Below are 25,789 nucleotides of genomic sequence, written 5' to 3'. Positions count from 1 at the left end.
TCGCGGGCTAGCCCCAGAGCCCGCCGCGGGCGATGCCCAGGTAGAAGCCGACCGCGGAGGCGACCAGCGCGATCATCAGGACGAACCGCTCGGCCGTGGTGACGGAGATGAACTGTCCCCAGAAGCCGGTGATGATCCCGAAGAGCCCGCTCCAGGAACTCACCAGGTGCAGATCGTGGAAGAACGAGGTGGCGAAGGCCAGCACGCCCAGCAGGGCGGTGACGCTGACCAGGGTGTTCTCGCGGGGGTGCCGGTGGCCGTCGGTGTTCAGGGTGAGGGCGGGGAGCCGGTGAAAGGACAGAGCCATGAATCCCACCTCCTGGCGGGGAGACGAACGGGCAGGAAACCCGTTCCGTCCAGATTGCGGGGATTGGGCATGGATCACAACCCCTATGCATTTTGTTCGGCCGTCCGGGTGCGGGTAGGCTGTGCCGTCTGCACTGGTGTAGTTGTGCCCCTCTTGCACCCTCTTCCGGGTCGGTGGGGCCCGATTGTCCGACCCGGCCGCTACGGTGGGCCGGTGTCGTCACCACACCGGTGCCGACGCTGCACAACCCTCCTGCCACGGAGAGACCGTGGCCGCTGAGTCCAAAGGAGGTGGGTTACACATGCGTCACTACGAGCTGATGGTCATCCTCGACCCCTCGGTTGAGGAGCGCGCTGTCTCCCCCCTGATCGAGAACTTCCTCACCGTCGTCCGCAATGGCGGCGGCAAGGTGGAGAAGGTCGACACCTGGGGTCGCCGCCGTCTGGCTTACGAGATCAACAAGCAGTCCGAGGGCATCTACTCGGTCATCGACCTGAAGGCCACGCCTGAGGTCGTCAAGGAGCTCGACCGCCAGCTTGGCCTGAGCGAGTCGGTTCTGCGGACCAAGGTCCTGCGCCCGGACACCCACTGAGCCACCTCTGAGGCCTTCGGGTCTCGGGTAGCTCGCGACCGCTGTTTCACGTGAAACAGCGGTGAACGGACATCTTCCCGAGAGGTCATCACCACCATGGCAGGCGAGACCGTCATCACCCTCGTCGGCAATCTCGTCGACGACCCCGAGCTGCGCTTCACCCCGTCGGGTGCGGCGGTCGCGAAGTTCCGCATCGCGTCCACCCCCCGCACCTTTGACCGTCAGACGAACGAGTGGAAGGACGGCGAGAGCCTCTTCCTCACGTGCAACGTCTGGCGGCAGCCGGCGGAGAACGTGGCCGAGTCGCTTCAGCGCGGCATGCGGGTCATCGTGCAGGGCCGGCTGCGCCAGCGGTCTTACGAGACCAAGGAAGGCGAGAAGCGGACGGTCTTCGAGGTCGAGGTCGACGAGGTCGGCCCGAGCCTGCGTTCGGCGACCGCGAAGGTCACCCGGGCCAACCGGTCCGGTGCCCCCGGTGGCGGCGGCTTCGGCGGCGGCCAGCAGGGCGGCGGCCAGGGCGGCAACTGGGGCGGCGGTGGCGGCCAGCAGGGCGGCGGCGGCTGGGGTGGAAACTCCGGCGGCGGCCAGTCCGGCCCGTCCGACGACCCGTGGGCGTCCAGCGCTCCCTCTGGTGGCAACCAGGGTGGCGGCAGCTGGGGAGCCCCGTCCGGTGGCGGCTTCTCGGAAGAGCCCCCGTTCTAAGAGCTGACAGATTTCGTGCGGCCCGGCCACGGGCGTCGAGAGACGCCCGCCGGGCCGTGAACCCCAAATGGAGCACACAATGGCGAAGCCGCCTGCTCGCAAGCCGAAGAAGAAGGTTTGCGTCTTCTGCAAGGACAAGGTCAACTACGTTGACTACAAGGACACGAACCTGCTGCGGAAGTTCATCTCCGACCGCGGCAAGATCCGTGCCCGCCGGGTCACCGGCAACTGCACCCAGCACCAGCGTGACGTCGCCACGGCCGTGAAGAACAGCCGTGAGATGGCGCTGCTGCCCTACACCAGCACCGCGCGCTAAGAGAGGGTGACCAAGTAATGAAGATCATCCTCACGCACGAGGTGCCGGGTCTCGGCTCCGCCGGCGAGGTCGTCGAGGTCAAGGACGGCTACGGCCGCAACTACCTGGTCCCGCGTGGCTACGCCATCCGCTGGACCAAGGGCGGCCAGAAGGACGTCGACGCGATCCGTCGCGCCCGCAAGATCCACGAGATCCAGACCCTCGAGGCCGCCAACGAGGTCAAGGGCAAGCTCGAGGGCGTCCAGGTCAAGCTGGCCGTTCGTTCGGGCGAGGCCGGCCGTCTGTTCGGCTCGGTGACCCAGTCCGACGTCGTCGAGGCCATCAAGGCCGCCGGCGGCCCGGCCGTGGACAAGCGCGCCGTCGCGATCGCTTCGCCGATCAAGACCGTGGGCACCCACAAGGTCTCGGTCAAGCTGCACGCCGACGTCCAGGCCAACCTCGACGTCGCCGTCGTCGCTGCCTGAGTTCCGTAGCAGTGGCCCGAGGGCCGGTCTCCTCCGTTCCGGGGGAGACCGGCCCTCGGTCGTTTCCGGGCCTGGTCCGGCCGGACGCGGGCCGGCGCCGTTCGGCTCAGGCCCGGACGGCGCCGGTGACCAGCCACTTGCCGCCGCGGGCGCGCCGGCCCAGGAAGACCCCGCGGACCAGCATGAACAGGTTCATCGCCCACCAGAGCCCGGCCAGCCCGGCGCCGAGCGCCGGTACGGCCAGGGCCGCCGGTGCGAAGACCGCCAGGGTGGCGAGCATCGCCCAGGCCAGGTACGGGCCGTCCCCTGCGCCCATCAGCACCCCGTCCAGGACGAAGACCAGACCGGAGACCGGCTGGCAGAGCGCGAGCAGCAGCAGGACGGTGTTCAGCTGGGCCTGCACCGCCGGGTCGGGGGTGAACAGCGGGACGTACAGCGGCCGGGCCGCCACCAGCAGCAGGCCGAGCACCAGACCGGAGCCGACGCCCCACTCGACCATCCGCCGGGTGGCCGCCTTCGCCCCCGGTACGTCCTCGGCGCCCAGGTAGCGCCCGATGATGGCCTGGCCGGCGATCGCGATCGCGTCCAGCGCGAAGGCCAGGAAGCTGAACAGCGTCATGGCGATCTGGTGCGCGGCCACCTCGTCGTCGCCCAGCCGGGCGGCCACCGCGGTGGCGATCATCAGGACCGCGCGCAGGCTCAGGGTGCGGACCATCAGCGGACCGCCGGCCCGGGCGCAGGCCCGGATCCCGGTCGCGTCCGGTCGCAGCGAGGCCTGCTCCCGACGGGCCCCGCGCACCACCACGACCAGGTAGACGGCGGCCATCCCGGTCTGCGCGAGCACCGTGCCCCAGGCCGAGCCGGCCACGCCGAGCCCGGCGCCGTACACCAGGCCGATGTTCAGGCCGAGGTTGGCGGCGAAGCCCGCGACCGCCACCAGCAGTGGCGTCCGGGTGTCCTGGAGTCCGCGCAGCACGCCGGTGGCGGCCATCACCATCAGCATCGCCGGGATGCCCAGCGCGCTGATGCGCAGATACGTGACGGCATGGGGCGCCGCGGTGTCCGAGGCGCCCAGGACATCGGCCACCCAGGGTGCCAGCAGCAGGGTCAGGGCGACCACGCCCACGGAGAGTGCCAGGGCGAGCCAGATTCCGTCGATGCCCTGCTGGACGGCGGCCCGGCGGTCCCCGGCGCCGATCCGGCGGGCGACCGCCGCGGTGGTGGCGTAGGCGAGGAAGACGAACACCCCGGTGGCGGTGGTGAGCGCGGCCGAGGCGACGCCGACACCGGCCAGCTGCGGGGTGCCGAGGTGGCCCACGATCGCCGAGTCGGCCATCAGGAAGAGCGGCTCGGCGACCAGGGCGCCGAAGGCCGGGACCGCGAGAGCGAGGATCTCCCGGTCGTGCCGGCGGCGGTCGGTGGTGGGGGCGGTCATGCGCCCAAGGCTACTCATCCACAGGTAATGACTGCCAGTGGGTTTGGCCTATTACTCGAAATCTTGAGCGACCGCGTCGGGCCGGTGTGTGTCCATGGCCACCCGGCCGTGTGTGAAGAATTTCTCATGCACAGCCCCGGGGTGAGGTACTCCCAGGTCAGCGGGTTGACGGTGGATGGATTGTCTGGTTATCCACAGACCTTTCCACAGGGGCGTCCACAGGTTTGCGGCACTTCTCCACAGCCTGGGGCCCGTCGTCCACACCCCCTGTGGATAACCACCTTGGCTGAACGGAGCCCGGCGCCTTAGCGTGGGTCACCCGGCCGACACTCCCATCCGCCCCGGCGTCCGATATGTCGGCCCGGTGGCGTAGAAAGAGGGACGCGGCTCCGCTCCACCCAGCCACCGGCAAGGCCCGCTCCAACTCGCACCACTCGCTGATCGGGGAACACGCGTGACCGGCCCCCAGTACGACGACCACGACGCCCCGCCGCCGGAGGATGACTGGCAGACCGCTGACGACCCTTTCCCGGCCGGTGCCTTCGCCGACACGCCCTTCCCGGACGGCCCCGGCGACCGGCTCCCGGTCTCCCGCGGTCGGGGCAACGGCCAGGGCGGCGGCCAGGGTGGCGGCTTCCAGAAGGGCGGCGGGTTCCAGGGCGGCAAGGGCTCGGGCGGAGGCTTCCAGAAGGGCGGCAAGCAGCGTCAGGACGAGGGCGAGCGCTCCGAGGCCGTGGACGGCTTCGAGCGCGTCCCCCCGCAGGACCTCGCGGCCGAGCAGTCCGTCCTCGGCGGCATGCTGCTCTCCAAGGACGCCATCGCCGACGTGGTCGAGGTGCTCAAGCCGGCCGACTACTACCGGCCCGCGCACGAGCTGATCCACGGCGCGATCCTCGACCTCTACGCCCGTGGCGAGCCGGCCGACCCGATCACCGTGGCCGGCGAGCTGACCAAGCGCGGCGAGCTGACCCGGGTCGGCGGCCCGGGCTATCTGCACACCCTGGTCAACTCCGTTCCGACCGCCGCCAACGCCGAGTACTACGCGGAGATCGTCCACGAGCGCGCGGTGCTGCGCCGCCTGGTCGAGGCCGGTACCCGGATCGCCGGCATGGGCTACGCCGCCGAGGGCGACGTCGACGAGATCGTCAACGCCGCCCAGGCGGAGATCTACGCCGTCACCGAGCAGCGCACCAACGAGGACTACGCGCCGCTCTCCGACATCATGGAGGGCGCCCTCGACGAGATCGAGGCGATCGGCTCCCGCAACGGCCAGATGTCCGGTGTGCCGACCGGCTTCGCCGACTTCGACCAGCTGACCAACGGCCTGCACCCCGGGCAGATGATCGTCATCGCGGCCCGCCCGGCCATGGGTAAGTCCACCCTGGCACTGGACTTCGCCCGGGCCTGCTCGATCCAGAACAAGCTGCCGAGCGTGATCTTCTCGCTCGAAATGGGACGCAACGAGATCGCCATGCGTCTGCTCTCGGCCGAAGCACGGGTGGCGCTGCACCACATGCGCTCCGGCAACATGACGGACGACGACTGGACCAGGGTCGCCCGCCGGATGCCGGACGTCAGCGAGGCGCCGCTGTTCATCGACGACTCGCCGAACCTGTCGATGATGGAGATCCGCGCCAAGTGCCGTCGGCTCAAGCAGCGCAACGACATCAGGCTGGTGGTCATCGACTACCTCCAGCTGATGCAGTCCGGTGGCTCGCGCCGGGCCGAGAACCGCCAGCAGGAGGTCTCGGACATGTCGCGAAACCTGAAGCTGCTGGCCAAGGAGCTGGAGGTGCCGGTGATCGCGCTCTCCCAGCTGAACCGTGGTCCCGAACAGCGCACCGACAAGCGGCCGATGGTCTCCGACCTGCGTGAATCCGGCTCGATCGAGCAGGACGCCGACATGGTCATCCTGCTCCACCGCGAGGACGCCTACGAGAAGGAGTCCCCGCGCGCGGGCGAGGCCGACCTGATCGTCGCCAAGCACCGAAACGGCCCGACCGCCACCATCACCGTTGCCTTCCAGGGGCATTACTCGCGCTTCGTCGACATGACGAGGGACTGACGGAGACCCGTGCAGGTCCCGGTACGCCGGCATGTTCCCTCGCCGACCGTTTACGCCCGGCGAGGAACCCGTCGCCGCACCCGGACGGAACCGCCCCCCGATGATCTGGACCGACGACACGGTGGCTGCCGCACGTCCGGCGGCGCCGGCCCGGGAAACCGGGCCCTGCAAGCCGTCGCGGGCCTGCGGATCCGGGAGTGGCCCGGAGCGCTTCAGAGCGTGACGGTGGCGCGGAAGACCGTCGCGCCGGCGCCGGACAGCACGGTGCCGGTGCCGGCGGCGGGCAGGAAGACCGACCCGCCGCGGGTCAGGTCCAGCGCGGTGCCGTCGGCGGCGGTCAGCCGGGCGGTGCCGGCGGTGCAGAGCAGGATCTGCGGGGTACGGCCGTCGACCAGCCGGTCCCGGCCGTCCAGGACGAAGCGGGAGAGCCGGAACTCGTCGATCGGGACGGGGTACAGCTCCTCGCCGGGGGTGCCGGCGACCGGTTCCGGCCGCAGCACCTCGGGGGCGCCGGCGGTGAAGCCGACCACCTTCAGCAGCTCGGGGACGTCGATGTGCTTGGGGGTGAGCCCGGCCCGCAGCACATTGTCGGAGTTGGCCATCAACTCGACGCAGATGCCGTGCAGATAGGCGTGCGGAACGCCCGCGCCGAGGTAGAGCGCCTGGCCCGCGCGGAGCCGGATGTGGTTGAGCAGCAGGCCGGCGATCAGGCCGCGGTCGCCGGGGAAGTCGCGGGCGATCCGGGTGTACGGCGCGTACGGCCCGGCGGGGTCGTCGGCGGCCGCCTTGTCCACGGCCTCGGCGGTGTCCCGGACGGCGGCGGCCGCGTCGGCGTCGGCCATGGTGAGGACGGCGGCCAGGGTCCGGCGCAGCGCCTCGGACTCGGTGCCGGTGCGCAGCAGGGCGATCAGCGGGTCGAGCGCGGGCACCTTCAGCCCGGCCAGCAGGGCGGCCGCCCCGGCCGGCGGGCGGAAGCCGCAGAGGCCGTCGAACTCGTCGAGCGCGCAGATGAGTTCGGGCTTGTGGTTGGCGTCGCGGTAGTTGCGTTCCGGGGCGTCCGGCGGGAGGCCGAGGGCGTTCTCCGCGGCGAACCCGGCCCGGGCCTGGTCGAGGGTGGGGTGGGCCTGGATGGAGAGCGGGATACCGGCGGCGAGGACCTTGAACAGGAACGGCAGCGTGGGGCCGAACCGGGCGACGGTGGCCGCACCCAGCTCGCCCTCGGGATCGGCGGCGATCAACTCGTCGAGCCGGCGGGGTCCGTCGCCCCGGTCGGCGCGGGAGGGGGCGCCGGGGTGGGCGCCCATCCACAGCTCGGCCTGCGGTTCGCCGGTGGGTTCCCGTCCGAGCAGCGCGGGGATTGCGGTGACCGACCCCCAGGCGTACGGGCGGACAGTGTTGACGAGCCTGTCCATGCGCGCGGTCCTGCTCCTCTGCTGCTGTGGCGGGTGTGCCGGATCGCCGGGAGACGGCCCCGGCGTTGCGGGCGGTCCGGGCAAAGGCTGGGCATCGACCCTAGCCGACCGGTGCCGTCAGCAGGGAAACGACGGGCGTACCCGGGGAGTGCCGCAGTCGTACCGGTGGTCGGGAGACGCGGTAGTAGGATGCCAGGACGCAGTGGTTTCCACCGTGGTTGCCACGTCGGCGGGATGCCGACCGGGGCTGCGTTTCAGAGTGCGGGCAACGGTGACTGGTCCCCGCCACCGGCCGAGAGGTTTGTACGTGACCGTGAACCAGCAGAGTTTTGCTGATCTCGGCAGGGTGCTGGTGATCATTCCGACGTTCAACGAGGCGGAGAACGTCGAGCGGATCGTCGGACGGGTCCGGGCCTCCGTGCCCGAGGCACATGTCCTGGTGGCCGACGACAACAGCCCGGACGGCACCGGGGAGCTGGCCGACAAGCTGGCCGCCGACGACCCGCACGTGCACGTCCTGCACCGCAAGGGCAAGGAAGGCCTGGGCGCCGCCTACCTGGCGGGCTTCCGCTGGGGCATCGACCAGGGCTACGACGTCCTGGTCGAGATGGACGCGGACGGCTCGCACCAGCCCGAGGAGCTGGACCGGCTGCTGGGCGCGCTGCGCGGCGCCGACCTGGTGCTGGGCTCGCGCTGGGTGCCGGGCGGCCGGGTGGTGAACTGGCCGAAGTCACGGCTGCTGCTCTCGCGCGGCGGCTCGACCTACTCGCGGCTGATGCTGGGGGTGCCGATCCGGGACGTCACCGGCGGCTACCGGGCGTTCCGCAAGGAGACGCTGCTCGGTCTGGGGATGGACGAGGTCGCCTCGGCCGGGTACTGCTTCCAGGTCGACCTGGCCTGGCGGACGGTGAAGGCCGGCTTCAAGGTGGCCGAGGTCCCGATCACCTTCGTCGAGCGCGAGCTGGGCGCCTCCAAGATGAGCCGCGGCATCGTGATCGAGGCACTCTGGCGCGTCACCTCCTGGGGTGTCGCCGACCGGATGGCCCGGCTGACCGCCGGCCGGCGCTGAGCACCGGCAGGGGCTGACCGCTCCGTACGAGCAGTCGGGAAGGCGCGCCCCGCCGGGCGCGCCTTCCGCGCATTCGGCGGGTCGTACTCCCATGCTGTAGGGCGCAGGGAATCCGACCGCCGACCAGAGGGAGCAGCCAGTGACGTCGTCCCCGCCCGAGGAGAGCGCCGGCGCGGAGCGTGCGGACGCGGAGGCTGCCGAGGCCGCGGGCGCCGTGCCGGCCCCGCCCGTCCGGCCCCTGGAGACCGCCGTCTTCACCGGCCCCGAGTCGGCCTTCTTCGCCACCTCCACACTGATCCTCGGTGAGCGCACGGCGATCCTGGTGGACGCCCAGCTGACCCGCAGCGCGGGCCGGGAGCTCGCCGAGTGGGTGGCCGGCAAGGGCCGCCGGCTGCTCGCCATCGTGATCACCCACCAGCACCCCGACCACTACTTCGGCGCCGAGGAGGTGCTGCGGCTCTTCCCCGAGGCGCAGCTGCTGGCCGCGCCGCCGGTGGTGGACGGCATCCTGCGCACCGCCGCCGCCAAGGTCGCCCAGTGGAAGCCGGTGTACGGCGACGACATCCCCGACCATCCGCTGGTGCCCGCCCCGCTGCTGCCCCAGCCGCTGATGATCGACCGCCAGGTGATCCCGGTGCTGCTGCTCGGCCAGGGCGACTGCGGCGCCTCCACGGTGGTCCACGTCCCCAGCATCCGGACGGTGATCGCCGGGGACTTCGTCTACAACGGCACCCATGTCTGGACCGCCGACACCACCCCCGGGCAGCGGACCGCGTGGGCGGGCAACCTCGGGCGGATCGCCGGACTCGGCGCGGAGCGGGTGATCGCCGGCCACCGGGCGCCCGAACAGGGCGACGAGGCGGCCCGGGTGCTCGCCTTCACCGGTGAGTACCTGCAGGACTTCGACCGGCTGCTGGCCGAGCACCCGGACGACCCGGAGGCGCTGGTCGGCGCGATGAGCGAGCGGTACGGGGAGCTGACCCTGCCGGCCATCCTGGAGCTGAGCGCCGCCGCCAACACGGCCCGGGCGGGCGCCCCGGCGGACCCGGCGGGGGAGGAGCCGGCGGCGGACGCCCCGGGGGGAGCGGAAGAGCCGGCCGACTAGGGCGGGATACTGACGGCATGACGCCGTACGACGCGATCGTTCCGGCCGGCGGGGCCGCCCGGCGCCTCGGCGGTGCCGACAAACCGGGCCTGACCGTCGGTGCGGCCACCCTGCTCGACCGGGTGCTCGCCGCCTGCGCGGACGCCCGTACCACCGTGGTGGTCGGCCCCGCACGCTCCACCGCCCGCACCGGGGTGCGCTGGACCCGTGAGCAGCCGCCCGGTGGCGGCCCGGTCGCGGCCGTCGCGGCCGGCCTCGCCGAGACCACGGCCGAGGTGGTGCTGCTGCTCGCCGCCGACCTGCCGTTCCTCGACGGGCGGACCGTGCACCGCCTGGTCACCGCCCTCACCGGGGCCGGACCGGACACCGGGGCGGCCGTCCTGGTGGACCGGGCCGGCCGCGACCAGCCGCTCGCCGCCGCCTACCGCGCGGCCGCTCTGCGCACCGCGCTGGCCGCCGTCGGCGACCCCGCCGGACTGCCGCTGCGCCGGCTGACCGGCGGGCTGCGCACCCTGCGGCTGGCGGACCCGGACGGCGTCACCGAGGACTGCGACACCTGGGAGGACCTGGAACGGGCCCGTCGGCGGGAGGTCGGCCCGGTTCAGGGCGGAACGACGGCGTGAGCGAAACGACGCGCGTCGCCCACCGGGCAAACATCCCGGGGAAACCCGAGATCAGGCAGCATGGGGCCCATGGAGCGCACGCTGGATGACTGGATCGCCGAGGTCCGGGCCGACCTGGGCATCGACCTGGACGTTGACGTCCCCGGACTGCTCGACCTCGCCCGGGTGGTCGCGCACGGGGTGGCCCGGCCGGCCGCACCGCTGACCGCCTTCCTGGTCGGCTACGCGGCCGCGCAGCGGGGCGGCGGCCCGGAGGCCGTCGCCGAGGCCGCCCGGCGGACCGCGGCGCTCGCCGGGCGCTGGACGGCACCGGACGAGTCGGGACAGCCGTGAACACCGTCGAGGAGACCATCGTGGCCGGCACGCCCTCCGGCACCGGCGCGCCCGCCGGGCCGGGCATCCTGACGTGGCCGCAGGCCCGTGAGCGCGCCCGCCGGGCCGGGCGGTGTCCGCTGCCGCCGCTCAGCCTCGGGCTCGGGCGGGCGCTCGGCCACACCCTCGCCGAACCGCTCACCGCGCTCACCGACCTGCCGGCCTTCGACACCTCCGCGATGGACGGCTGGGCCGTCGCCGGGCCGGGCCCGTGGCGGGTCGCCGGCCGGCTGCTGGCCGGGCAGGCGGCCGTGCTGCCGCTGGCCGACGGCGCCGCCGTCGAGATCGCCACCGGCGCCCAGCTTCCGCCCGGTGCGACGGCGGTGCTCCGCCGTGAGCACGGTGAGCGGAACGGGGTGCTGCTGCACGACCGCACCCCGGGATCGCTGACGACCGGCCAGGACGTCCGTCCGCGCGGCCAGGAGTGCCACCGGGGCGAGGAGTTGCTCGCCGCCGGCACCCCGGTCGGCCCGGCCGTCCTGGGCCTGGCCGCCGCCTGTGGTCACGACCGGCTGGCCGTCCGCAGTCGTCCGGTGGTCGAACTGCTCGTTCTGGGAGATGAGTTGCTGGACTCCGGACCACCGCTGCCCGGCCGGGTCCGGGACGCGCTCGGCCCGCTGCTGCCGCCCTGGCTGCGGGCGGCCGGGGCCGAGACGGGTGAACCCCGCGCCGTCCGGGACGACTTCGGTCTGCTCCGGGACGCCGTCCGGCACTCCACCGCCGATGTGGTGGTCACCACCGGCGGGACCGCCGCCGGTCCGGTCGACTTCCTGCACCAGGCCCTCGCCGCGGCCGGTGCCCGGCTGCTGGTGGACGGCGTCGCCGTCCGCCCCGGGCACCCGATGCTGCTCGCCGAACTCCCCGGCGGCCGCCACCTGGTGGGACTGCCCGGCAACCCGCTGGCCGCGGTGGCCGGCGTCGTCACGCTCGCCCTGCCACTGCTGTACGCCCGCAGCGGCCGGGTCGCGGGCGAACCGGCCGTCACACCCGCCGCCGTCGATCTGGCCGGTCACCCGGTGGACACCCGGCTGCTGCCGGTCCGCCGTACCGTGAGCGGCGCCGTCCCGCTGTCCTTCGACGGGCCCGCGATGCTGCGCGGCCTGGCCCGCGCCGAGGCGCTCGCCGTGGTGCCGCCCGGCGGGGTGGCGGCCGGCACCGCCGTCGAACTCCTGGAGGTCCCGTGAGCACCCGCCGCGGCCGTCTGTCCCGGCTGGGCGCGCCCGCCCCCGGTACCGAGCCCTGGGCGGACGCCGGTGTCGTCCTGCCCGCCCGGCGGTCCGAGCCCGCGGTCCGGCAGGTCGGCTCGCGACTGCTGCTGGCGCTCGCCGTGCTGGTGGTCACCACCGTGATCGTCTGGCTGGACCGGGACGGCTACAACGACAACGCCGGTGGCGGGCTGAGCTTCCTGGACTCCGCGTACTACGCCACCGTGACGCTTTCCACCACCGGGTACGGCGACATCACGCCGTTCAGCGACAGCGCCCGGCTCACCAACATCCTCGTGATCACCCCGCTGCGCGTGCTCTTCCTGATCATCCTGGTCGGCACCACGCTCGAGGTGCTCACCGAACGCACCCGCCAGCAGTGGCGGTTGAACCGCTGGAGGTCCACCGTGCGGGAGCACACCGTCGTGATCGGGTACGGCACCAAGGGCCGCAGCGCGGTCGACACCCTGATCGGCCAGGGGGTGTCCAAGGACGAGATCGTGGTCGTCGACCCGCAGCGCAAGGTGATCGACCAGGCCGCCCGGAACGGTCTGGTGGGCGTGGTGGGTGATGCCACCCGCACCGACACCCTGCTGCGCGCCGGACTGCCCACCGCCGCCCGGGTGGTGGTGGCCCCGGAGCGGGACGACACCGCCGTCCTCGTCACTCTGACGGCGCGTCAGCTCAACAAGGGGGCCACCGTGGTGGCGGCCGTGCGGGAGGACGAGAACGCGCCGCTGCTGCGGCAGAGCGGCGCCGACGTGGTGGTGACCAGCTCCAGTTCGGCGGGCCGACTGCTCGGGATGTCGATGGTCAGCCCGCACGCGGGCGCGGTGATGGAGGACCTGCTCACCTACGGCAACGGCCTGGACGTGATCGAGCGCCCCGTCACCCGGGCCGAGGCCGGGCACGGCCCGCGCGACTGCGCGGACCTGGTGGTCGCGGTGGTCCGCGGTCGGCGGGTGATCAACTACACCGAGCCGGAGGCCGCCGTGCTCCAGCTCACCGACCGGCTGATCGTCATCAAGTGAGCACCGCCGGCGGGCGGATCCGGCCGGTCCGGGCGCTTCGCTACAGTCCGTGCCATGAGTGAACAACCACGAGCACCCTTCGGCACGTTCGAGTCGGTCGCCCCGGCGCTGGAGGCCGGTGGCCTCCTCGCCGGGCCGGTGGCCGCCGCCCTCGCGGACTGGGACGCCCGGGAGGCGGCCCGGGCCGTGCTGTATGTGGACACCGACCCGGAGAAGGCCGACACCGCGGTCTTCTGCGAGGCCTACGACGCACCGCTGGAGGCCTCCGCCAACTGCGTGGTGGTCGCCGCCAAGCGCGGCGGGGAGACCGCGCTCGCCGCCTGTCTGGCGCTCGCGCACACCCGGGTGGACGTCAACAAGGCCGTCCGCAGGCACCTGGCCGCGCGCAAGGCCTCGTTCGCGCCGATGGACGCGGCGGTTGCGGAGACCGGCATGGAGTACGGCGGCATCACCCCGGTCGGGCTGCCCGCCGGCTGGCCGCTGCTGATCGACGCGGCGGTCGCCGAGGCGCCCTACGTCCTGGTGGGCAGCGGGCGGCGGCGCGGCAAGCTGATCCTGCCCGGCTGGGCGCTGGCCCGACTTCCGGGCGCCGAGGTGCTGCAGGGCCTGGCCGGCTGAGCGGGGCGCACCCCCGACCGGGGCCGGTACGCAGTAGCTTCGGGGCATGTATGCGATGACGATTCCCGAACCCGGCGGGCCCGAGGCGCTGGTCTGGGCCGAGGTGCCCGATCCGGTGCCCGGCGAGGGCGAGGTCCTGGTCGAGGTGGCGGCGACCGCGGTCAACCGGGCCGACCTGCTCCAGCGGCAGGGCTTCTACGATCCGCCGCCCGGCAGTTCGCCCTATCCCGGGCTGGAGTGCTCGGGGCGGATCGTCGCCCTCGGGCCCGGCGTGGCCGGCTGGGCGGTCGGCGACGAGGTCTGCGCACTGCTGGCCGGCGGCGGCTACGCGCAGCGGGTCGCGGTGCCGTCCGGGCAGCTGCTGCCGGTGCCGAAGGGGCTGAGCCCGGAACAGGCCGCCGCGCTGCCGGAGGTCGCCGCGACGGTCTGGTCCAACATCTTCCTGGTCGCCCATCTGCGGCCGGGCGAGACGGTGTTGCTGCACGGCGGGGCCAGCGGCATCGGGACGCTGGCGATCCAGCTGGCCAAGGCGGTCGGCGCCCGGGTGGCGGTGACGGCGGGCAGCGCCGCGAAGCTGGCCCGGTGCACCGAGCTGGGCGCCGACATCGCGATCGACTACCGCGAGCAGGACTTCGTCGAGGTGCTCCGGGAGGCCACCGGCGGCGCCGGGGCGGACGTGATCCTGGACATCATGGGCGCCAGGTACCTCCAGCGGAACGTGGACGCGCTGGCGGTCAACGGCCGGCTGGTGATCATCGGGCTGCAGGGCGGTGTGCAGGGCGAGATCAACCTCAACACCCTGCTGCGCAAGCGCGGCGCGGTGATCGCCACCAACCTGCGCGGCCGGCCGCTGGCGGAGAAGGCGGCGATCGTGGCGGCGGTGCGCGAGCACGTCTGGCCGCTGGTCGAGGCCGGGGTGGTGAAGCCGGTGATCGACCGGGTGCTGCCCCTGGCCGAGGCCGCCGCCGGGCACCGGGTGCTGGAGAACGGCGAGCAGGTCGGCAAGGTGGTCCTGCGGGCCTGAGCGGGGCCGGCGACGGTGCGGCGGTTGGTGTACGGCTGTTCGAAATGCCCGGATGGTCGGATTGTGTGAGGCTGGTGCGGAGCTGTCCCGCCGCCGACCCCGCCTGTGCGCGGTCGGCCGTCGGAAGGACCTCCGACCGTGGCCGCATCTTCGAACGCGTTTCTCGGGCCGCTGCCCGCCACACCGTCCCACGGCTACTCCCTCTCCTCTGCCGGCCGGCGCCCGCGCCGTCGCGGCGCCCTCCGCGGGCAGCGACTGCTGGCGGCGGTGGTGCTCGGGCTGGCCCTGCCGCTGGCCGTCGTGCCGCTCGCCGCGGCCGCTGCCTGGCCGCACCCGGTCGGACCCCGGGGGGCGGCCACCAGCGCCGGTCCCGAGGCCCGGGCCGGGGGGACACCGCCGTCGTCGCCACGTTTTTCGATGTCGCGTTCCCCCGCGTCGCATTCCCCGGCGGCCGCGGCGGCCGCGAGCGCGGAACCGGACCCCGGCCCCGCCGAGCGGCAGAGCGCCACGTCCTCTCCGGCGGCCGTACCCCCGCAGCACGGGACGGGGCGCCCCCGGCCGGCCGGGGGCAGGTTCTGGGCCGACCGGGACGCGGCCGGGCACCGGCACCGGCCCGCCTCGGCGCCCGAGCGTGCCGAGGCCGCCGCCGAGCAGGCCCCCGACTCCGCTCCGGATGCCGTTCCCGGGTCCGCCCCGGGCTCCGTTCCCGGGTCCGCCCCGGGCTCCGTTCCCGGCCGGACCTCGGAGCAGGCCCCGGAACAGGCCCCGGAGCAGGCTGCGGAACAGGCCCCGGAGCAGCCCGCCGGGCAGCCGGGGGCGCAGGTGCCGGACCGGTCCGCCGAGACCGCTCCGCCCGCCTCGGACGCGGACCCCGGCACGCCGGACGCCCCGGCCCCGGCCGACGGCGCCACCGCGCTCGACAGCGCGACGGTGGCCGCCGGACAGCCCGTCGCGGTCGGCCCGGCCGCCGTACCCGCCCACTGGGGCGACGCCTCCACGCTCCAGCTGCCGCTGGGCGCCGGCCTCGGCCTGATCGGCTGCGGCCTGGGCCTGATAGGCCTGCGGCTGCGCAAGGGCTGAACCCCGCGCGGGCCGGCGGGCCGGGCGGCTCCGCGGGCGCCGTTCCCGCCGGCCCGCCTCGCCGACTGAGTACGCGTACGGATACCGGCCCGCCGCGTACGGGCGTACCGTCGTGCCCGGCGGGCCGGAGCGGCCGGTGGTGGTGCGGCCGGGGGCTTCCGCCCGACCAACCCCAGTGAGAGAGAATGTTGTTCATGACGAATCCGATGAACGAGCGCTCGTCGCACGAGCTGTACCAGTCCGCGGGCGGGCAGTCGCAGGACGGCCAGAAGGTGCTGATCGTCGGACCGGACGGGCTGCCGGTGGGCCAGGGGTTCACCGCCTCGACCGGGGACGACGGCGACGGACCGCGCGAACTCCCGGTGACCGAGATGGTGGAGCAGCCCGCCAAGGTCATGCGGATCGGTAGCATGATCAAGCAGCTGCTGGAGGAGGTCAGGGCGGCTCCCCTCGACGAGGCCAGCCGCGCCCGGCTGAAGGACATCCACGCCAGCTCCATCAAGGAGCTGGAGCTCGGTCTGGCCCCCGAGCTGGTCGCCGAGCTGGAGCGGCTGTCGCTCCCGTTCACCGAGGACAGCATCCCGACCGAGGCCGAGCTGCGGATCGCGCAGGCCCAGCTGGTGGGCTGGCTGGAGGGGCTGTTCCACGGCATCCAGACCGCGCTGTTCGCCCAGCAGATGGCGGCGCGGGCGCAGCTGGAGCAGATGCGGCGGGCGCTGCCGCCCGGCCTGCACGGCGGTGATCTGGAGGACGACGAGCCCGGCGAGGGCCGCGGCATCCGCTCCGGCCCGTACCTGTAGGCCGGCCGCCGCACGTCGGCCGGGGCGCCCGGTGCCGGACGTACCGGCACGACGCGGCACCGGGCGGACCGGTTCACGCACTACCGATGGGTAAGGGCTCGCGGCCCGGACGGAGGGTCGGCCCGGTGCCGATCACCGTCGTGGCGAGCCGATACCCTGGCCCCTGTCGCAGGCCCGGCGAACGCCGCGACGGGGGCCGGGCAGGCCAGCGGGCCGGGCCCGACCACGCACGGACGAGACCGAACGTCACGGTCGCGGCGGCACGGCCGCACCGAGGGGGAGCAGAGGACCATGAGCGAGCACGGCAACGCGGCGGTCGAGGGCTTCTCCCTGGGCAACGGCAGGTACGTGCTGCAGCGGCTGCTGGGCGAGGGCGGCATGGCCTCCGTGCACCTCGCGTACGACAACGTGCTGGGCCGGCAGGTCGCGCTGAAGAGCATGCACGCCGAGCTGGGCCACGAGGCGTCGTTCAAGGAGCGCTTCCGCCGCGAGGCGCAGGCGGTGGCCCGGCTGGAGCACGAGAACATCGTCCGGGTCTACGACAGCGGCGAGGACGTCGGCCCGGACGGCTCGACCACGCCGTTCATCGTGATGCAGCTGGTCGACGGCAAGGGCCTGCGCGATGTGATCAACGAGTCGGTCGCGCAGTACGGTGCGATGCCCACCGAGGACGCGCTGAAGGCCGTCGTCGGCGTGCTGAACGCGCTGGAGGCCTCGCACGACCAGGGCCTGGTGCACCGTGACATCAAGCCGGGCAACGTCATGTTCGACCGCAAGGGCGTCGTCAAGGTGATGGACTTCGGCATCGCCCGGGCGCTGGAGTCCGGTGTGACGTCGATGACCCAGACCGGCATGGTGGTCGGCACCCCGCAGTACCTCTCGCCCGAGCAGGCCCTCGGCAAGCCGGTGGACGCCCGCTCCGACCTCTACTCGGTCGGCGTGATGTTCTTCGAGATGCTCACCGGCCAACTGGTCTTCGACGGCGACTCGGCCTTCTCGATCGCCTACAAGCACGTGCAGGAGGAGCCGCCGGCGCCGTCCTCCCTCAACCGTTCGGTCGGCCCGGCGGTGGACGCGTTCGTCGCGACGGCGCTGCGCAAGGACCCGGCGCACCGCTTCCCGAGCGCGGCGGCGATGCGCGACGAGGCCGAGCGGCTGATCGCGGCCGAGAAGGGCGGCGGCGGCCACCAGCTGGCCGCGAGCACGCCGCTGGTGATCACCGACGGTCCGCGCTCGGCGCACGCCGCGCCGCAGGCCCCGCAGACGCCGCAGCCGTTCCAGCAGCAGTACCGGACCCCGCCGCCCGCGTTCCAGACCCCGCAGCCGCAGGCCCCGCAGACCCCGCAGCCGTTCCCGCAGCAGTACCGGACGCCGCCGCCGGCCTTCCAGACGCCGCCGCCCGCGTTCCAGACCCCGCAGCCGATGCCGGCGCCGCCGTTCCAGCCGGCCCCGGCGTCCGGCGGCAACGGCTGCTCCACGGCCCTGGTGATCATCGGCATCATCGTCGGTGTGATCGTGCTCGCGGTCATCATCATCGCCATCGTGGTGAACCGGGCGGAGAAGGACGCCGGTTCCGGCACGGGCACGCGCGGTGCCGAGCGGACCGCGGCCGTGTTGCGCCTGGACGGTCCGGCCGACCGGAATGGCCTGCTCTGACGCGGTCCGCCGGGATCGGGTGTGCTACAGGGGCAGGCCGAAGGCGGTAGCGTTCGGGGACACGAAGCGACAGGGCACCGCGATCCGAGCGAAGGCCCGGGGCGAGGAGCGATGGCACAGACGCAGCATCCGGACGACGACGACGGCGCCTGGACGACCGGCGAGACCGGCGGGGCCCCGAAGGTGTCCGAACCCGGTAGCGACGCCGCCACCACCGCGCTCCCCCCGGTCGGCGGCGGCCCGCACACGCCCGGCCGGGGCAGCGCGGCCCCGCTCGGCACGGTGGGTGAGGGCCGCTACCGGCTGACCCACCGGCTCGGCCGCGGTGGCATGGCCGAGGTGTTCGCCGCCCAGGACGTCCGGCTCGGCCGGACCGTCGCGGTCAAGCTGCTCCGCCCCGAACTCGCCCAGGACGACATCGCCCGGCTGCGCTTCACCCGCGAGGCGCACGCCGTCGCGGCGCTCAACCACCACTCGATCGTCGCGGTCTACGACACCGGCGAGGAACACGTCGGCGAGGAGTCGACGCCGTACATCGTGATGGAGCTGGTCGAGGGCCGGACCGTCCGCGAGCTGCTGGTGGACGAGGAGGCGCCGCCGGTCGACCAGGCGCTGATCATCATCGCGGGGGTGCTGGAGGCGCTCGCCTACAGCCACCGGCACGGCATCGTGCACCGCGACATCAAGCCCGCCAACGTGATCATCACGACCACCGGCGCGGTCAAGGTGATGGACTTCGGCATCGCCCGGGCGCTGACCGGCGCCGCCAGCACCATGACCCAGACCGGCATGGTCATGGGCACCCCTCAGTACCTCTCGCCCGAGCAGGCCCTCGGCAAGCCGGTCGACCACCGCTCCGACCTGTACGCGGCCGGCTGCATGCTCTACGAGCTGCTGACGCTCCGCCCGCCGTTCACCGGCGACACCCCGCTCTCGGTGGTCTACCAGCACGTCCAGGACCCGCCGATGCCGCCGTCCCAGGCCAACCCCCGGGTATCGGTGGCGCTCGACCCGATGGTGCTGCGCTCGCTCGCCAAGAACCCGGACGACCGGTTCCAGGACGCCGACGAGTTCCGCGCCCACGTCCAGCACACCCTGCGCGAGATGCACGGGGCCGGTGCCCCCTGGGCGGCCGGCGCCGCGGCCGCCGGGCTGGCGGCCGCCGGCCAGGGCCACAGCGGGGCCACCCCCATGGTCGGCGCGGACGGCGAGACGGCCGTCACGGCGCCGTACGGCGCGGCCGCTCCCGGTGAGCCGACGGCGGTGCTGCCGTACCAGCAGGCCGGCGGCCCGCAGACCCCGGCGTCGCCCTATCCGGCGGTCGGCGGTTCCTACGGCGGTTCCTACGGTGGTGACGGTTCGGGCGGGGACGACGACGGGCACGGCCACGGCCGGCGGCGCGGGCCGTGGGGCTGGGTGGCCGGCGCCGCGGCGGTGGTCGTCGCGGCCAGTGTCGGCATCGCGTTCGCGCTCAGCGGCGGCGGCAACGGCGGCACCGGGGACCGGGACGGGCACCTTCCCACGCCCGCCCCGGCGGTCAGTTCGTCGGAAGCCGTGACCCCCACGCCGGGCACCAACCCGAGCGCGGCCCCGTCCGCCCAGAACACCAAGCGCCCGCAGCAGCCGACCGACAACAACAACAGCGGCGGCGGCAACATGAGCCAGGCGCCCAGCATGCCGTCGGGCAAGCACACGCCGACCCCGACGCCCACGCCCACCACCACCAAGTCGGCGACGTCCACCCCGTCGCCGAGCACCACGCCCAGCTCGACCGGTACGCCGACCAGTGGTGGCGGCCCTTCGCCGTCCACGCAGCCGTCCCAGACCTCGGGCGGCAAGCCGACGGCGCCGGCCACCGGGGGGGCCTCGGCGCCGCCGAGCCCCTGACCCCGGTCTCCCCGGTCTCCCCGGGGGCGGGCCCGGACCTTCCGGACCCGCCCCCGGGGCTTCCTGGCTGTCCGGGCCCCGGCCGTCCGGGTCAGTTGGCGAAGGCGTCCAGGACCTGCTCGTACTCCTGGCACCACCACGCCAGCTGGCCCGCCGAGGCGGGGTAGAGCGGGTCGGCCCGGTGGTCGGCCCGCTGGTAGCGCCACTGGAGCATCCAGAAGTCGTTCAGCCGCTCCCACCAGACCCGGTGCACCGCCGCCGCCAGGTGCTCGGCGGTGGCCGCCCCGGTGGCCCGGTAGGCCTGTGAGTAGTGCCGGACCCGGACGAGGTCGAGCACCCCGGAGGTCCGGTCGTTGAAGAGCAGGGTGGCCGCGCGGACGGCCTCCTCGGCGCGCGGCTGGGGGCCGAGCTTGTCCCAGTCCAGGACCGCCGAGATCCGGCCGTCCTTGTGCAGCAGATTGAGCCCGTGGAAGTCGCCGTGGGTCCAGCCGGTGGGCGGGGCGGCCTGGGGGGCGGGCCGACGGTGGGCGTACTCGGCGAGCAGGTTCAGCCGTTCGGTGAGGCGCCGTTCGACCAGCGCGTCCAGCTCGCCGTACGGGTGGTGCTCACGGGCCCGCTGCCGCAGGTCAGCGGCGAGCCGGGCGCTGTCCAGCGGGTCGGCGCTGCGGTAGCCGGAGGGCTGGCTCAGGGGGGCGCACACATCGTCCAGTGCGCCGTGCACTCGGCCGAGGAGCGCGCCGAGTGCGGCGCACTGCGGGAGAGTGTGGTCGGTACCGTGCCGGTGTCGGCCATCGATCCAGGGGAAGAGCGCGAACAGCCGGCCGCCGAAGGCGGCCACCGTCCCGGACCGCTCGGCACAGGCCAGCGGGGGAGCGACCGGCAGCCCGAGGGCGTGCAGCGCGGCCATCGCGCGGTGGTGCGCGGTGATCGCCGGGCGGTTGGCGGTGGCGGCGTCGACGTAGCACTTCAGGAAGTACGTCCCGGCCTCGGTGGTGACCCGGTAGCCCCGGTTCAGCAGGCCCTCGGCGACGGGCTCGGCGGTCAGGAGCCGCCCCACCCGGTAGCGGTGCAGGACCTCGGCCAGGGCGGCGTGGGGGACGGGCGGGCTGAGGGTCCCTATGGGCGGTGCGGCGAGGTCGGGGCGGGCCGGGGCGCAGGCGAGGGTCTGGCTGAAAGTCACAGCCAGAGGTTAGGGCCCCCTTGCGGGGGCCCTTGACAAACCATCAGTGCTATGTATCCGAATCGGATCAGTGCTGCTGGTCCGCCTGGTGCCGGGCCACGAAGGCGGCGGCCTGGGTGCGCCGCTCCATGCCCATCTTGGCGAGCAGGCTGGAGACGTAGTTCTTCACCGTCTTCTCGGCCAGATGCAGCTCGTTGCCGATCTGGCGATTGGTCATCCCCTCGCCGATCAGATCGAGGATCCGGCGCTCCTGCTTGGTGAGCTGCGCCAGCCGCTCGTCCTCCTTCTCGCCGCCGTCGCGCAGGCGGGCCAGGACCCGGCTGGTGGCGACCGGGTCGAGCAGCGACTTCCCGGCCGCCACGTCCCGGACGGCGGCGATCAGGTCGGTGCCCCGGATCGCCTTCAGGACGTACCCGGAGGCGCCCGCCATGATCGAGTCGAACAGCGCCTCGTCGTCCGAGAACGACGTCAGCATCAGGCACTTGATCTCCGGCAGCCGGGAGCGGATCTCGCGGCAGACCTCGACCCCGTTGCCGTCCGGCAGCCGGACGTCGAGCACCGCGACATCGGGGTGGACCGCCGGGATCCGGGTCAGCGCCTCGGCCGCCGTGCCGGCCTCACCGACCACCTCGATGTCGTCCTCGACCGAGAGGAGATCGTGGACGCCCCGCCGGACCACCTCGTGGTCGTCGAGCAGGAATACCCTGATTTGTCCGTTGTCAGTCACGTGCAAAGCCTCCCATATCACCCTGTGAAAGACCTGCCGTCCAAACCGGCGCGGGATCGTTATCAGGCCAGAGCGGTCGAAATCGATGCCGGTAACCCCCTTACGTACAGGGCTCCGCCCGGATAACGTGCGCTGGTGTCCTGAAGGCGACCGAATTGAGAGCTGCGCCACATCCGTCCGTCCACCCCCACCAATCCGACGGCGAGCTGTGCGCGGCACCCTTGACAGCTGTGGAAGCCCAACAACTAGGACGTCCTAGCGCAAGCGCGCCAAGGGCTGTCGCTGGGTAACGTTCTCGTGAGGGACGCCGTCGGAACAGGAACACCACCTGCCTTGCAGCCGGTGCGCACACCCACGCGCGCCCCGCGAGGCGGTGACCGGACCGGTCACCGGCGACCCCGGGCGGCCGGACAGACCGAGGAGTGAACGTGACCGTCAAAAGCACGGCGAGGGCTCGCAAGAAGGCGGCCCCCGGCGTTCCTGACACCCTCCGCGCCACGGGCACGGACGGCCAGCCGGAGCTCGTACAGCTGCTCACCCCGGAGGGCGAGCGGATCGAGCACCCGGACTACCCGCTCACCACCACCCCGGAGGAGCTGCGCGCCCTCTACCGCGACCTGGTGCTGGTGCGCCGGTTCGACGCCGAGGCCACCGCGCTGCAGCGCCAGGGCGAGCTCGGCCTGTGGGCCTCGCTGCTCGGCCAGGAGGCCGCGCAGGTCGGCTCCGGCCGGGCCATGCGCACCGGCGACTACGCCTTCCCCACCTACCGCGAGCACGGCGTGGCCTGGTGCCGCGACGTCGACCCGCTGAACCTGCTCGGCATGTTCCGCGGCGTGAACCACGGCGGCTGGGACCCGAACGAGAAGAACTTCCACCTGTACACCATCGTGATCGGCGCGCAGGCCCTGCACGCCACCGGCTACGCGATGGGCATCACCAAGGACGGCACCGACGACGCGGTGATCGCGTACTTCGGCGACGGCGCCTCCAGCCAGGGCGACGTCAACGAGGCCTTCACCTTCGCCTCGGTCTACAACGCCCCGGTGGTGTTCTTCTGCCAGAACAACCAGTGGGCGATCTCCGAGCCCACCACCACCCAGACCAAGATCCCGCTGTACCGCCGCGCCTCCGGCTTCGGCTTCCCGGGCGTCCGGGTGGACGGCAACGACGTGCTGGCCTGCCTCGCCGTGACCCGCTGGGCGCTGGACCACGCTCGCAGCGGCAACGGCCCGGTGCTGATCGAGGCGTTCACCTACCGGATGGGCGCGCACACCACCTCCGACGACCCCACCCGCTACCGGCCCACCGAGGAGACCGAGGCCTGGAAGGCCAAGGACCCGATCACCCGGCTCCGGGCCCACCTGGACCGCGCGGGCCTGGCCGACGAGGAGTTCTTCGCCTCCGTCGAGGCGGAGAGCGAGCAGCTGGGGCTGCGGGTGCGCGAGGGTGTGCGCGGTATGCCGGACCCGGACCCGACCCTGATCTTCGACCACGTCTACGCCGAGCCGCATGCGCTGGTCGATGAGGAACGGGCCGAGTACGTGGCGTACGCGGCCTCCTTCGAGGCGGGGGAGAACCTCTGATGGCCGGTCAGCTCAGCATCGCCAAGGCGCTCAACGGGGCGCTGCGCAAGTCGCTGGAGGACGACCCGAAGACCCTCCTGATGGGCGAGGACATCGGCAAGCTCGGCGGCGTCTTCCGGATCACCGACGGTCTGCAGAAGGACTTCGGGGAGAGCCGGGTGATCGACACCCCGCTCGCCGAGTCCGGCATCGTCGGCACCGCGATCGGCCTGGCGCTGCGCGGCTACCGCCCGGTGGTGGAGATCCAGTTCGACGGCTTCGTCTACCCGGCCTTCGACCAGATCGTCTCCCAGCTGGCCAAGATGCACGCCCGGGCGCTCGGGCACGTGAAGCTCCCGGTCACCATCCGCATCCCGTACGCGGGCGGCATCGGCGCGGTCGAGCACCACAGCGAGTCGCACGAGGCGTACTTCGCGCACACCGCCGGCCTGCGCGTGGTCACCCCGTCCAGCGCGCACGACGCGCACTGGATGCTGCGCCAGGCCATCGCCTCGGACGACCCGGTGGTCTTCCTGGAGCCCAAGCGCCGGTACTGGGACAAGGGCGAGGTCGGCGCCGCCGCCGACCTGGCGCTGCACGACGCCCGGATCGTCCGTCCCGGTACCGACGCCACGCTGATCGCGTACGGGCCGATGGTCAAGGTCTGCCTGGAGGCCGCCGCGGCCGCCGAGGAGGACGGCCGCCGACTGGAGGTCGTCGACCTGCGCTCGCTCTCCCCGGTGGACTTCGCCGCCCTGGAGGAGTCGGTCAGGCGCACCGGGCGCGGCATCGTGGTGCACGAGGCGCCGGTCTTCCTGGGCATGGGCGCCGAGCTGGCCGCCCGGCTCACCGAGCGCTGCTTCTACCACCTGGAGGCGCCGATCCTGCGGGTCGGCGGCTACTACGCGCCGTATCCGCCGTCCCGGGTCGAGGAAGCCTTCCTGCCCGACCTGGACCGCGTGCTCGACGCCGTCGACCGCGCGCTCGCGTACTGAACCGGGGAGCGAAGATGACCACCGAAGTTCGCTCGCTCCGCGAGTTCAGAATGCCCGACGTCGGCGAGGGCCTCACCGAGGCCGAGATCCTCAGCTGGTACGTCAAGCCCGGCGACACCGTGACGGACGGCCAGGTCGTCTGCGAGGTGGAGACCGCCAAGGCCGCCGTGGAGCTGCCGATCCCCTTCAACGGGGTCGTCGAGCAGCTGTTCTTCCCGGAGGGCGCGACGGTCGATGTCGGCACCGTGATCATCTCGGTCGCGGTCGCCGGTGAGGCCGGGGCCGCCGCACCGGCCGTCGCCGCCGCACCCGCGGCCCCCGCGCCGGCACCGGCACCGGCCGAGGCGGAGCCGGAGCGGCGTGAGGTGCTGGTCGGGTACGGCCCGCGGACCGGTGGCAGTCAGCGCCGGGCCCGCCGGACGACCACCACCACCGTGATCGCCCCGGCTCCTGTTCCGGTTCCCGCGGTCGTCGTGCCCGTGTCCGTGCCCGTGCCCGTTCCGGTGGTGCCGGAGCAGCCCTCCGGTGACCGGCCGCTGGCCAAGCCGCCGGTGCGCAAGCTCGCCAAGGACCTCGGCATCGACCTGCGCGCGGTCACCCCGACCGGTCCGGACGGTGTGATCACCCGCGAGGACGTGCACGCCCACGCGTCGGCCGCCGCCGCGGTGGCGGCAGCGGCCGAGGCGCCGGCCCCGGTGGCCGCCGCCGAGCCGGTGTCCGTGTCCGGCTCGGGCGACGTCCGGGTGCCGATCAAGGGCGTCCGCAAGGCGACCGCGCAGGCGATGGTGAGCTCGGCCTTCACCGCCCCGCACGTCACCGAGTTCGTCCAGGTCGACGTCACCCGCACGATGAGGTTCGTCCGGCGGCTCAAGGAGAGCGGCGAACTGGGCCGGGACATCCGGGTCAGCCCGCTGCTGCTGGTCGCCAAGGCGCTGCTGACCGCGATCAAGCGGCACCCCGAGATCAACGCCCAGTGGGACGAGGCCGCCCAGGAGATCGTGATCAAGGGCCAGGTGAACCTCGGCATCGCCGCGGCCACCCCGCGCGGCCTGATCGTCCCCAACATCAAGGACGCCGGTGCCAAGACCCTCTCGGGCCTGGCGGCGGCGCTCGGCGAGCTGATCGACACCGCCCGCCAGGGCAAGACCTCGCCGGCCGACATGCAGGGCGGCACGGTCACCATCACCAACGTCGGCGTCTTCGGCGTCGACACCGGTACCCCGATCCTCAACCCGGGGGAGGCGGCCATCCTCGCCTTCGGGGCGGTCCGGGAACTGCCGTGGGTGCACAAGGGCAAGGTGGTCCCGCGTCAGGTCACCACCCTGGCCCTCTCCTTCGACCACCGCCTGGTGGACGGGGAGCTCGGCTCCAGGGTGCTGGCCGACGTGGCCGCACTGCTGGAGCGCCCCAAGCGCCTGATCACCTGGGGCTAGAAGAAGCGAAGGGGCCCCGCCTCCGCACCGGCGTGCTTGGGTTCAAGGGGTCGTCGCAACACCACTTGGTTTTAGGTGGTGAGTAGATCACGTAGACGCTCGGCTGGGGTATTCCAGCCGAGCGTCTTG

23 protein-coding genes and 1 pseudogene are annotated in these 25,789 nt (G+C 73.2%); 19 read left to right on the top strand and 5 right to left on the bottom strand.

What is annotated here, in order from left to right; all coding sequences use genetic code 11:
* Positions 1-7: 7 nt before the first annotated feature.
* Positions 8-307, bottom strand: coding sequence for a hypothetical protein (locus tag AB0P06_RS32580; protein ID WP_363613789.1), 300 nt, complete (start codon positions 305-307; stop codon positions 8-10).
* 301 nt (positions 308-608) lie between these two features.
* Between AB0P06_RS32580 and rpsF the strand changes: the two genes are divergently transcribed.
* The 4 genes from rpsF (at position 609) to rplI (ending at position 2,381) form a co-directional block, all read left to right on the top strand.
* Positions 609-899, top strand: a complete 291-nt coding sequence (rpsF, locus tag AB0P06_RS32575) for a 30S ribosomal protein S6 (RefSeq protein WP_329488774.1) — start codon at positions 609-611, stop codon at positions 897-899.
* A gap of 96 nt (positions 900-995) precedes the next feature.
* Positions 996-1,601: a single-stranded DNA-binding protein gene (locus AB0P06_RS32570; protein WP_363613785.1), complete on the top strand. Its 606-nt coding sequence runs from the start codon at positions 996-998 to the stop codon at positions 1,599-1,601.
* 79 nt (positions 1,602-1,680) lie between these two features.
* Positions 1,681-1,917: a 30S ribosomal protein S18 gene (rpsR, locus tag AB0P06_RS32565; protein ID WP_030304537.1), complete on the top strand. Its 237-nt coding sequence runs from the start codon at positions 1,681-1,683 to the stop codon at positions 1,915-1,917.
* A 17-nt stretch (positions 1,918-1,934) separates the two neighbouring features.
* Positions 1,935-2,381 (top strand): 50S ribosomal protein L9, encoded by a 447-nt coding sequence (rplI, locus tag AB0P06_RS32560; RefSeq protein WP_363613783.1) that lies wholly within the window; start codon positions 1,935-1,937, stop codon positions 2,379-2,381.
* 106 nt (positions 2,382-2,487) lie between these two features.
* Here rplI and AB0P06_RS32555 read toward each other — a convergent pair whose 3' ends face one another.
* Complete coding sequence (locus AB0P06_RS32555; RefSeq protein WP_363613781.1) at positions 2,488-3,816, bottom strand: MATE family efflux transporter; 1,329 nt, start codon at positions 3,814-3,816, stop codon at positions 2,488-2,490.
* A gap of 454 nt (positions 3,817-4,270) precedes the next feature.
* Here AB0P06_RS32555 and dnaB point away from each other — a divergent pair, with 454 nt between their 5' ends.
* On the top strand, positions 4,271-5,881 hold the full coding sequence (dnaB, locus tag AB0P06_RS32550; protein WP_363613779.1) for a replicative DNA helicase: 1,611 nt from the start codon (positions 4,271-4,273) through the stop codon (positions 5,879-5,881).
* Positions 5,882-6,093: 212 nt separating this feature from the next.
* Here dnaB and manA read toward each other — a convergent pair whose 3' ends face one another.
* The gene (manA, locus tag AB0P06_RS32545; protein ID WP_363613777.1) at positions 6,094-7,293 is read right to left on the bottom strand and encodes a mannose-6-phosphate isomerase, class I; all 1,200 of its coding nucleotides are present in this window, start codon (positions 7,291-7,293) and stop codon (positions 6,094-6,096) included.
* A gap of 307 nt (positions 7,294-7,600) precedes the next feature.
* On the opposite strand from manA, the gene AB0P06_RS32540 reads away from it, so the two are divergent.
* From AB0P06_RS32540 to AB0P06_RS32490, 11 genes and pseudogenes are all read left to right on the top strand, one after another.
* On the top strand, positions 7,601-8,362 hold the full coding sequence (locus tag AB0P06_RS32540; RefSeq protein WP_363613775.1) for a polyprenol monophosphomannose synthase: 762 nt from the start codon (positions 7,601-7,603) through the stop codon (positions 8,360-8,362).
* A gap of 139 nt (positions 8,363-8,501) precedes the next feature.
* Positions 8,502-9,467, top strand: a complete 966-nt coding sequence (locus AB0P06_RS32535; protein WP_363613773.1) for an MBL fold metallo-hydrolase — start codon at positions 8,502-8,504, stop codon at positions 9,465-9,467.
* Positions 9,468-9,484: 17 nt separating this feature from the next.
* Positions 9,485-10,423: pseudogene (locus tag AB0P06_RS32530) on the top strand (NTP transferase domain-containing protein).
* 20 nt (positions 10,424-10,443) lie between these two features.
* Positions 10,444-11,646 carry a molybdopterin molybdotransferase MoeA gene (locus tag AB0P06_RS32525; protein WP_363613807.1) on the top strand — a complete coding sequence of 401 codons (1,203 nt, stop codon included), beginning with the start codon at positions 10,444-10,446 and terminating at the stop codon, positions 11,644-11,646.
* Positions 11,647-11,723: 77 nt separating this feature from the next.
* The gene (locus AB0P06_RS32520; protein WP_363613805.1) at positions 11,724-12,698 is read left to right on the top strand and encodes a potassium channel family protein; all 975 of its coding nucleotides are present in this window, start codon (positions 11,724-11,726) and stop codon (positions 12,696-12,698) included.
* Positions 12,699-12,752: 54 nt separating this feature from the next.
* The gene (locus AB0P06_RS32515) at positions 12,753-13,316 is read left to right on the top strand and encodes a YbaK/EbsC family protein (RefSeq protein WP_363613771.1); all 564 of its coding nucleotides are present in this window, start codon (positions 12,753-12,755) and stop codon (positions 13,314-13,316) included.
* A gap of 46 nt (positions 13,317-13,362) precedes the next feature.
* Positions 13,363-14,340: an NAD(P)H-quinone oxidoreductase gene (locus AB0P06_RS32510; RefSeq protein WP_363613769.1), complete on the top strand. Its 978-nt coding sequence runs from the start codon at positions 13,363-13,365 to the stop codon at positions 14,338-14,340.
* Between the two features lie 417 nt (positions 14,341-14,757).
* Positions 14,758-15,420 carry a hypothetical protein gene (locus AB0P06_RS32505; protein ID WP_363613767.1) on the top strand — a complete coding sequence of 221 codons (663 nt, stop codon included), beginning with the start codon at positions 14,758-14,760 and terminating at the stop codon, positions 15,418-15,420.
* Between the two features lie 194 nt (positions 15,421-15,614).
* Entirely contained in the window at positions 15,615-16,220 is a 606-nt protein-coding gene (locus tag AB0P06_RS32500; protein WP_363613765.1) for a bacterial proteasome activator family protein, read from the top strand.
* Between the two features lie 291 nt (positions 16,221-16,511).
* The gene (locus AB0P06_RS32495) at positions 16,512-17,876 is read left to right on the top strand and encodes a protein kinase (protein ID WP_363613763.1); all 1,365 of its coding nucleotides are present in this window, start codon (positions 16,512-16,514) and stop codon (positions 17,874-17,876) included.
* Between the two features lie 111 nt (positions 17,877-17,987).
* The gene (locus AB0P06_RS32490; protein WP_363613761.1) at positions 17,988-19,763 is read left to right on the top strand and encodes a protein kinase; all 1,776 of its coding nucleotides are present in this window, start codon (positions 17,988-17,990) and stop codon (positions 19,761-19,763) included.
* A 91-nt stretch (positions 19,764-19,854) separates the two neighbouring features.
* Here AB0P06_RS32490 and AB0P06_RS32485 read toward each other — a convergent pair whose 3' ends face one another.
* Together AB0P06_RS32485 and AB0P06_RS32480 are read right to left on the bottom strand one after the other, a co-directional pair.
* Complete coding sequence (locus AB0P06_RS32485; RefSeq protein ID WP_363613759.1) at positions 19,855-20,943, bottom strand: phosphotransferase; 1,089 nt, start codon at positions 20,941-20,943, stop codon at positions 19,855-19,857.
* Between the two features lie 67 nt (positions 20,944-21,010).
* A complete protein-coding gene (locus tag AB0P06_RS32480; protein ID WP_363613757.1) occupies positions 21,011-21,670 on the bottom strand; it encodes a response regulator transcription factor in 660 nt (219 codons plus the stop codon).
* A gap of 422 nt (positions 21,671-22,092) precedes the next feature.
* Here AB0P06_RS32480 and pdhA point away from each other — a divergent pair, with 422 nt between their 5' ends.
* The 3 genes from pdhA to AB0P06_RS32465 are packed head-to-tail and all read left to right on the top strand — an operon-like array spanning position 22,093 to position 25,660.
* Complete coding sequence (gene pdhA / locus AB0P06_RS32475) at positions 22,093-23,253, top strand: pyruvate dehydrogenase (acetyl-transferring) E1 component subunit alpha (RefSeq protein ID WP_363613755.1); 1,161 nt, start codon at positions 22,093-22,095, stop codon at positions 23,251-23,253.
* Complete coding sequence (locus tag AB0P06_RS32470) at positions 23,250-24,227, top strand: transketolase C-terminal domain-containing protein (RefSeq protein ID WP_363613803.1); 978 nt, start codon at positions 23,250-23,252, stop codon at positions 24,225-24,227. The genes pdhA and AB0P06_RS32470 overlap by 4 nt, the downstream gene beginning before the upstream one ends.
* A gap of 14 nt (positions 24,228-24,241) precedes the next feature.
* On the top strand, positions 24,242-25,660 hold the full coding sequence (locus AB0P06_RS32465) for a dihydrolipoamide acetyltransferase family protein (protein ID WP_363613753.1): 1,419 nt from the start codon (positions 24,242-24,244) through the stop codon (positions 25,658-25,660).
* Positions 25,661-25,789 lie beyond the last annotated feature (129 nt).

The sequence above is a fragment of the Kitasatospora sp. NPDC088351 genome (assembly GCF_040685575.1).
Lineage (GTDB): Bacteria > Actinomycetota > Actinomycetes > Streptomycetales > Streptomycetaceae > Kitasatospora.
Note: the sequence above shows the minus strand (reverse complement) of the source record. Positions and strands in the feature narration are given on the sequence as shown.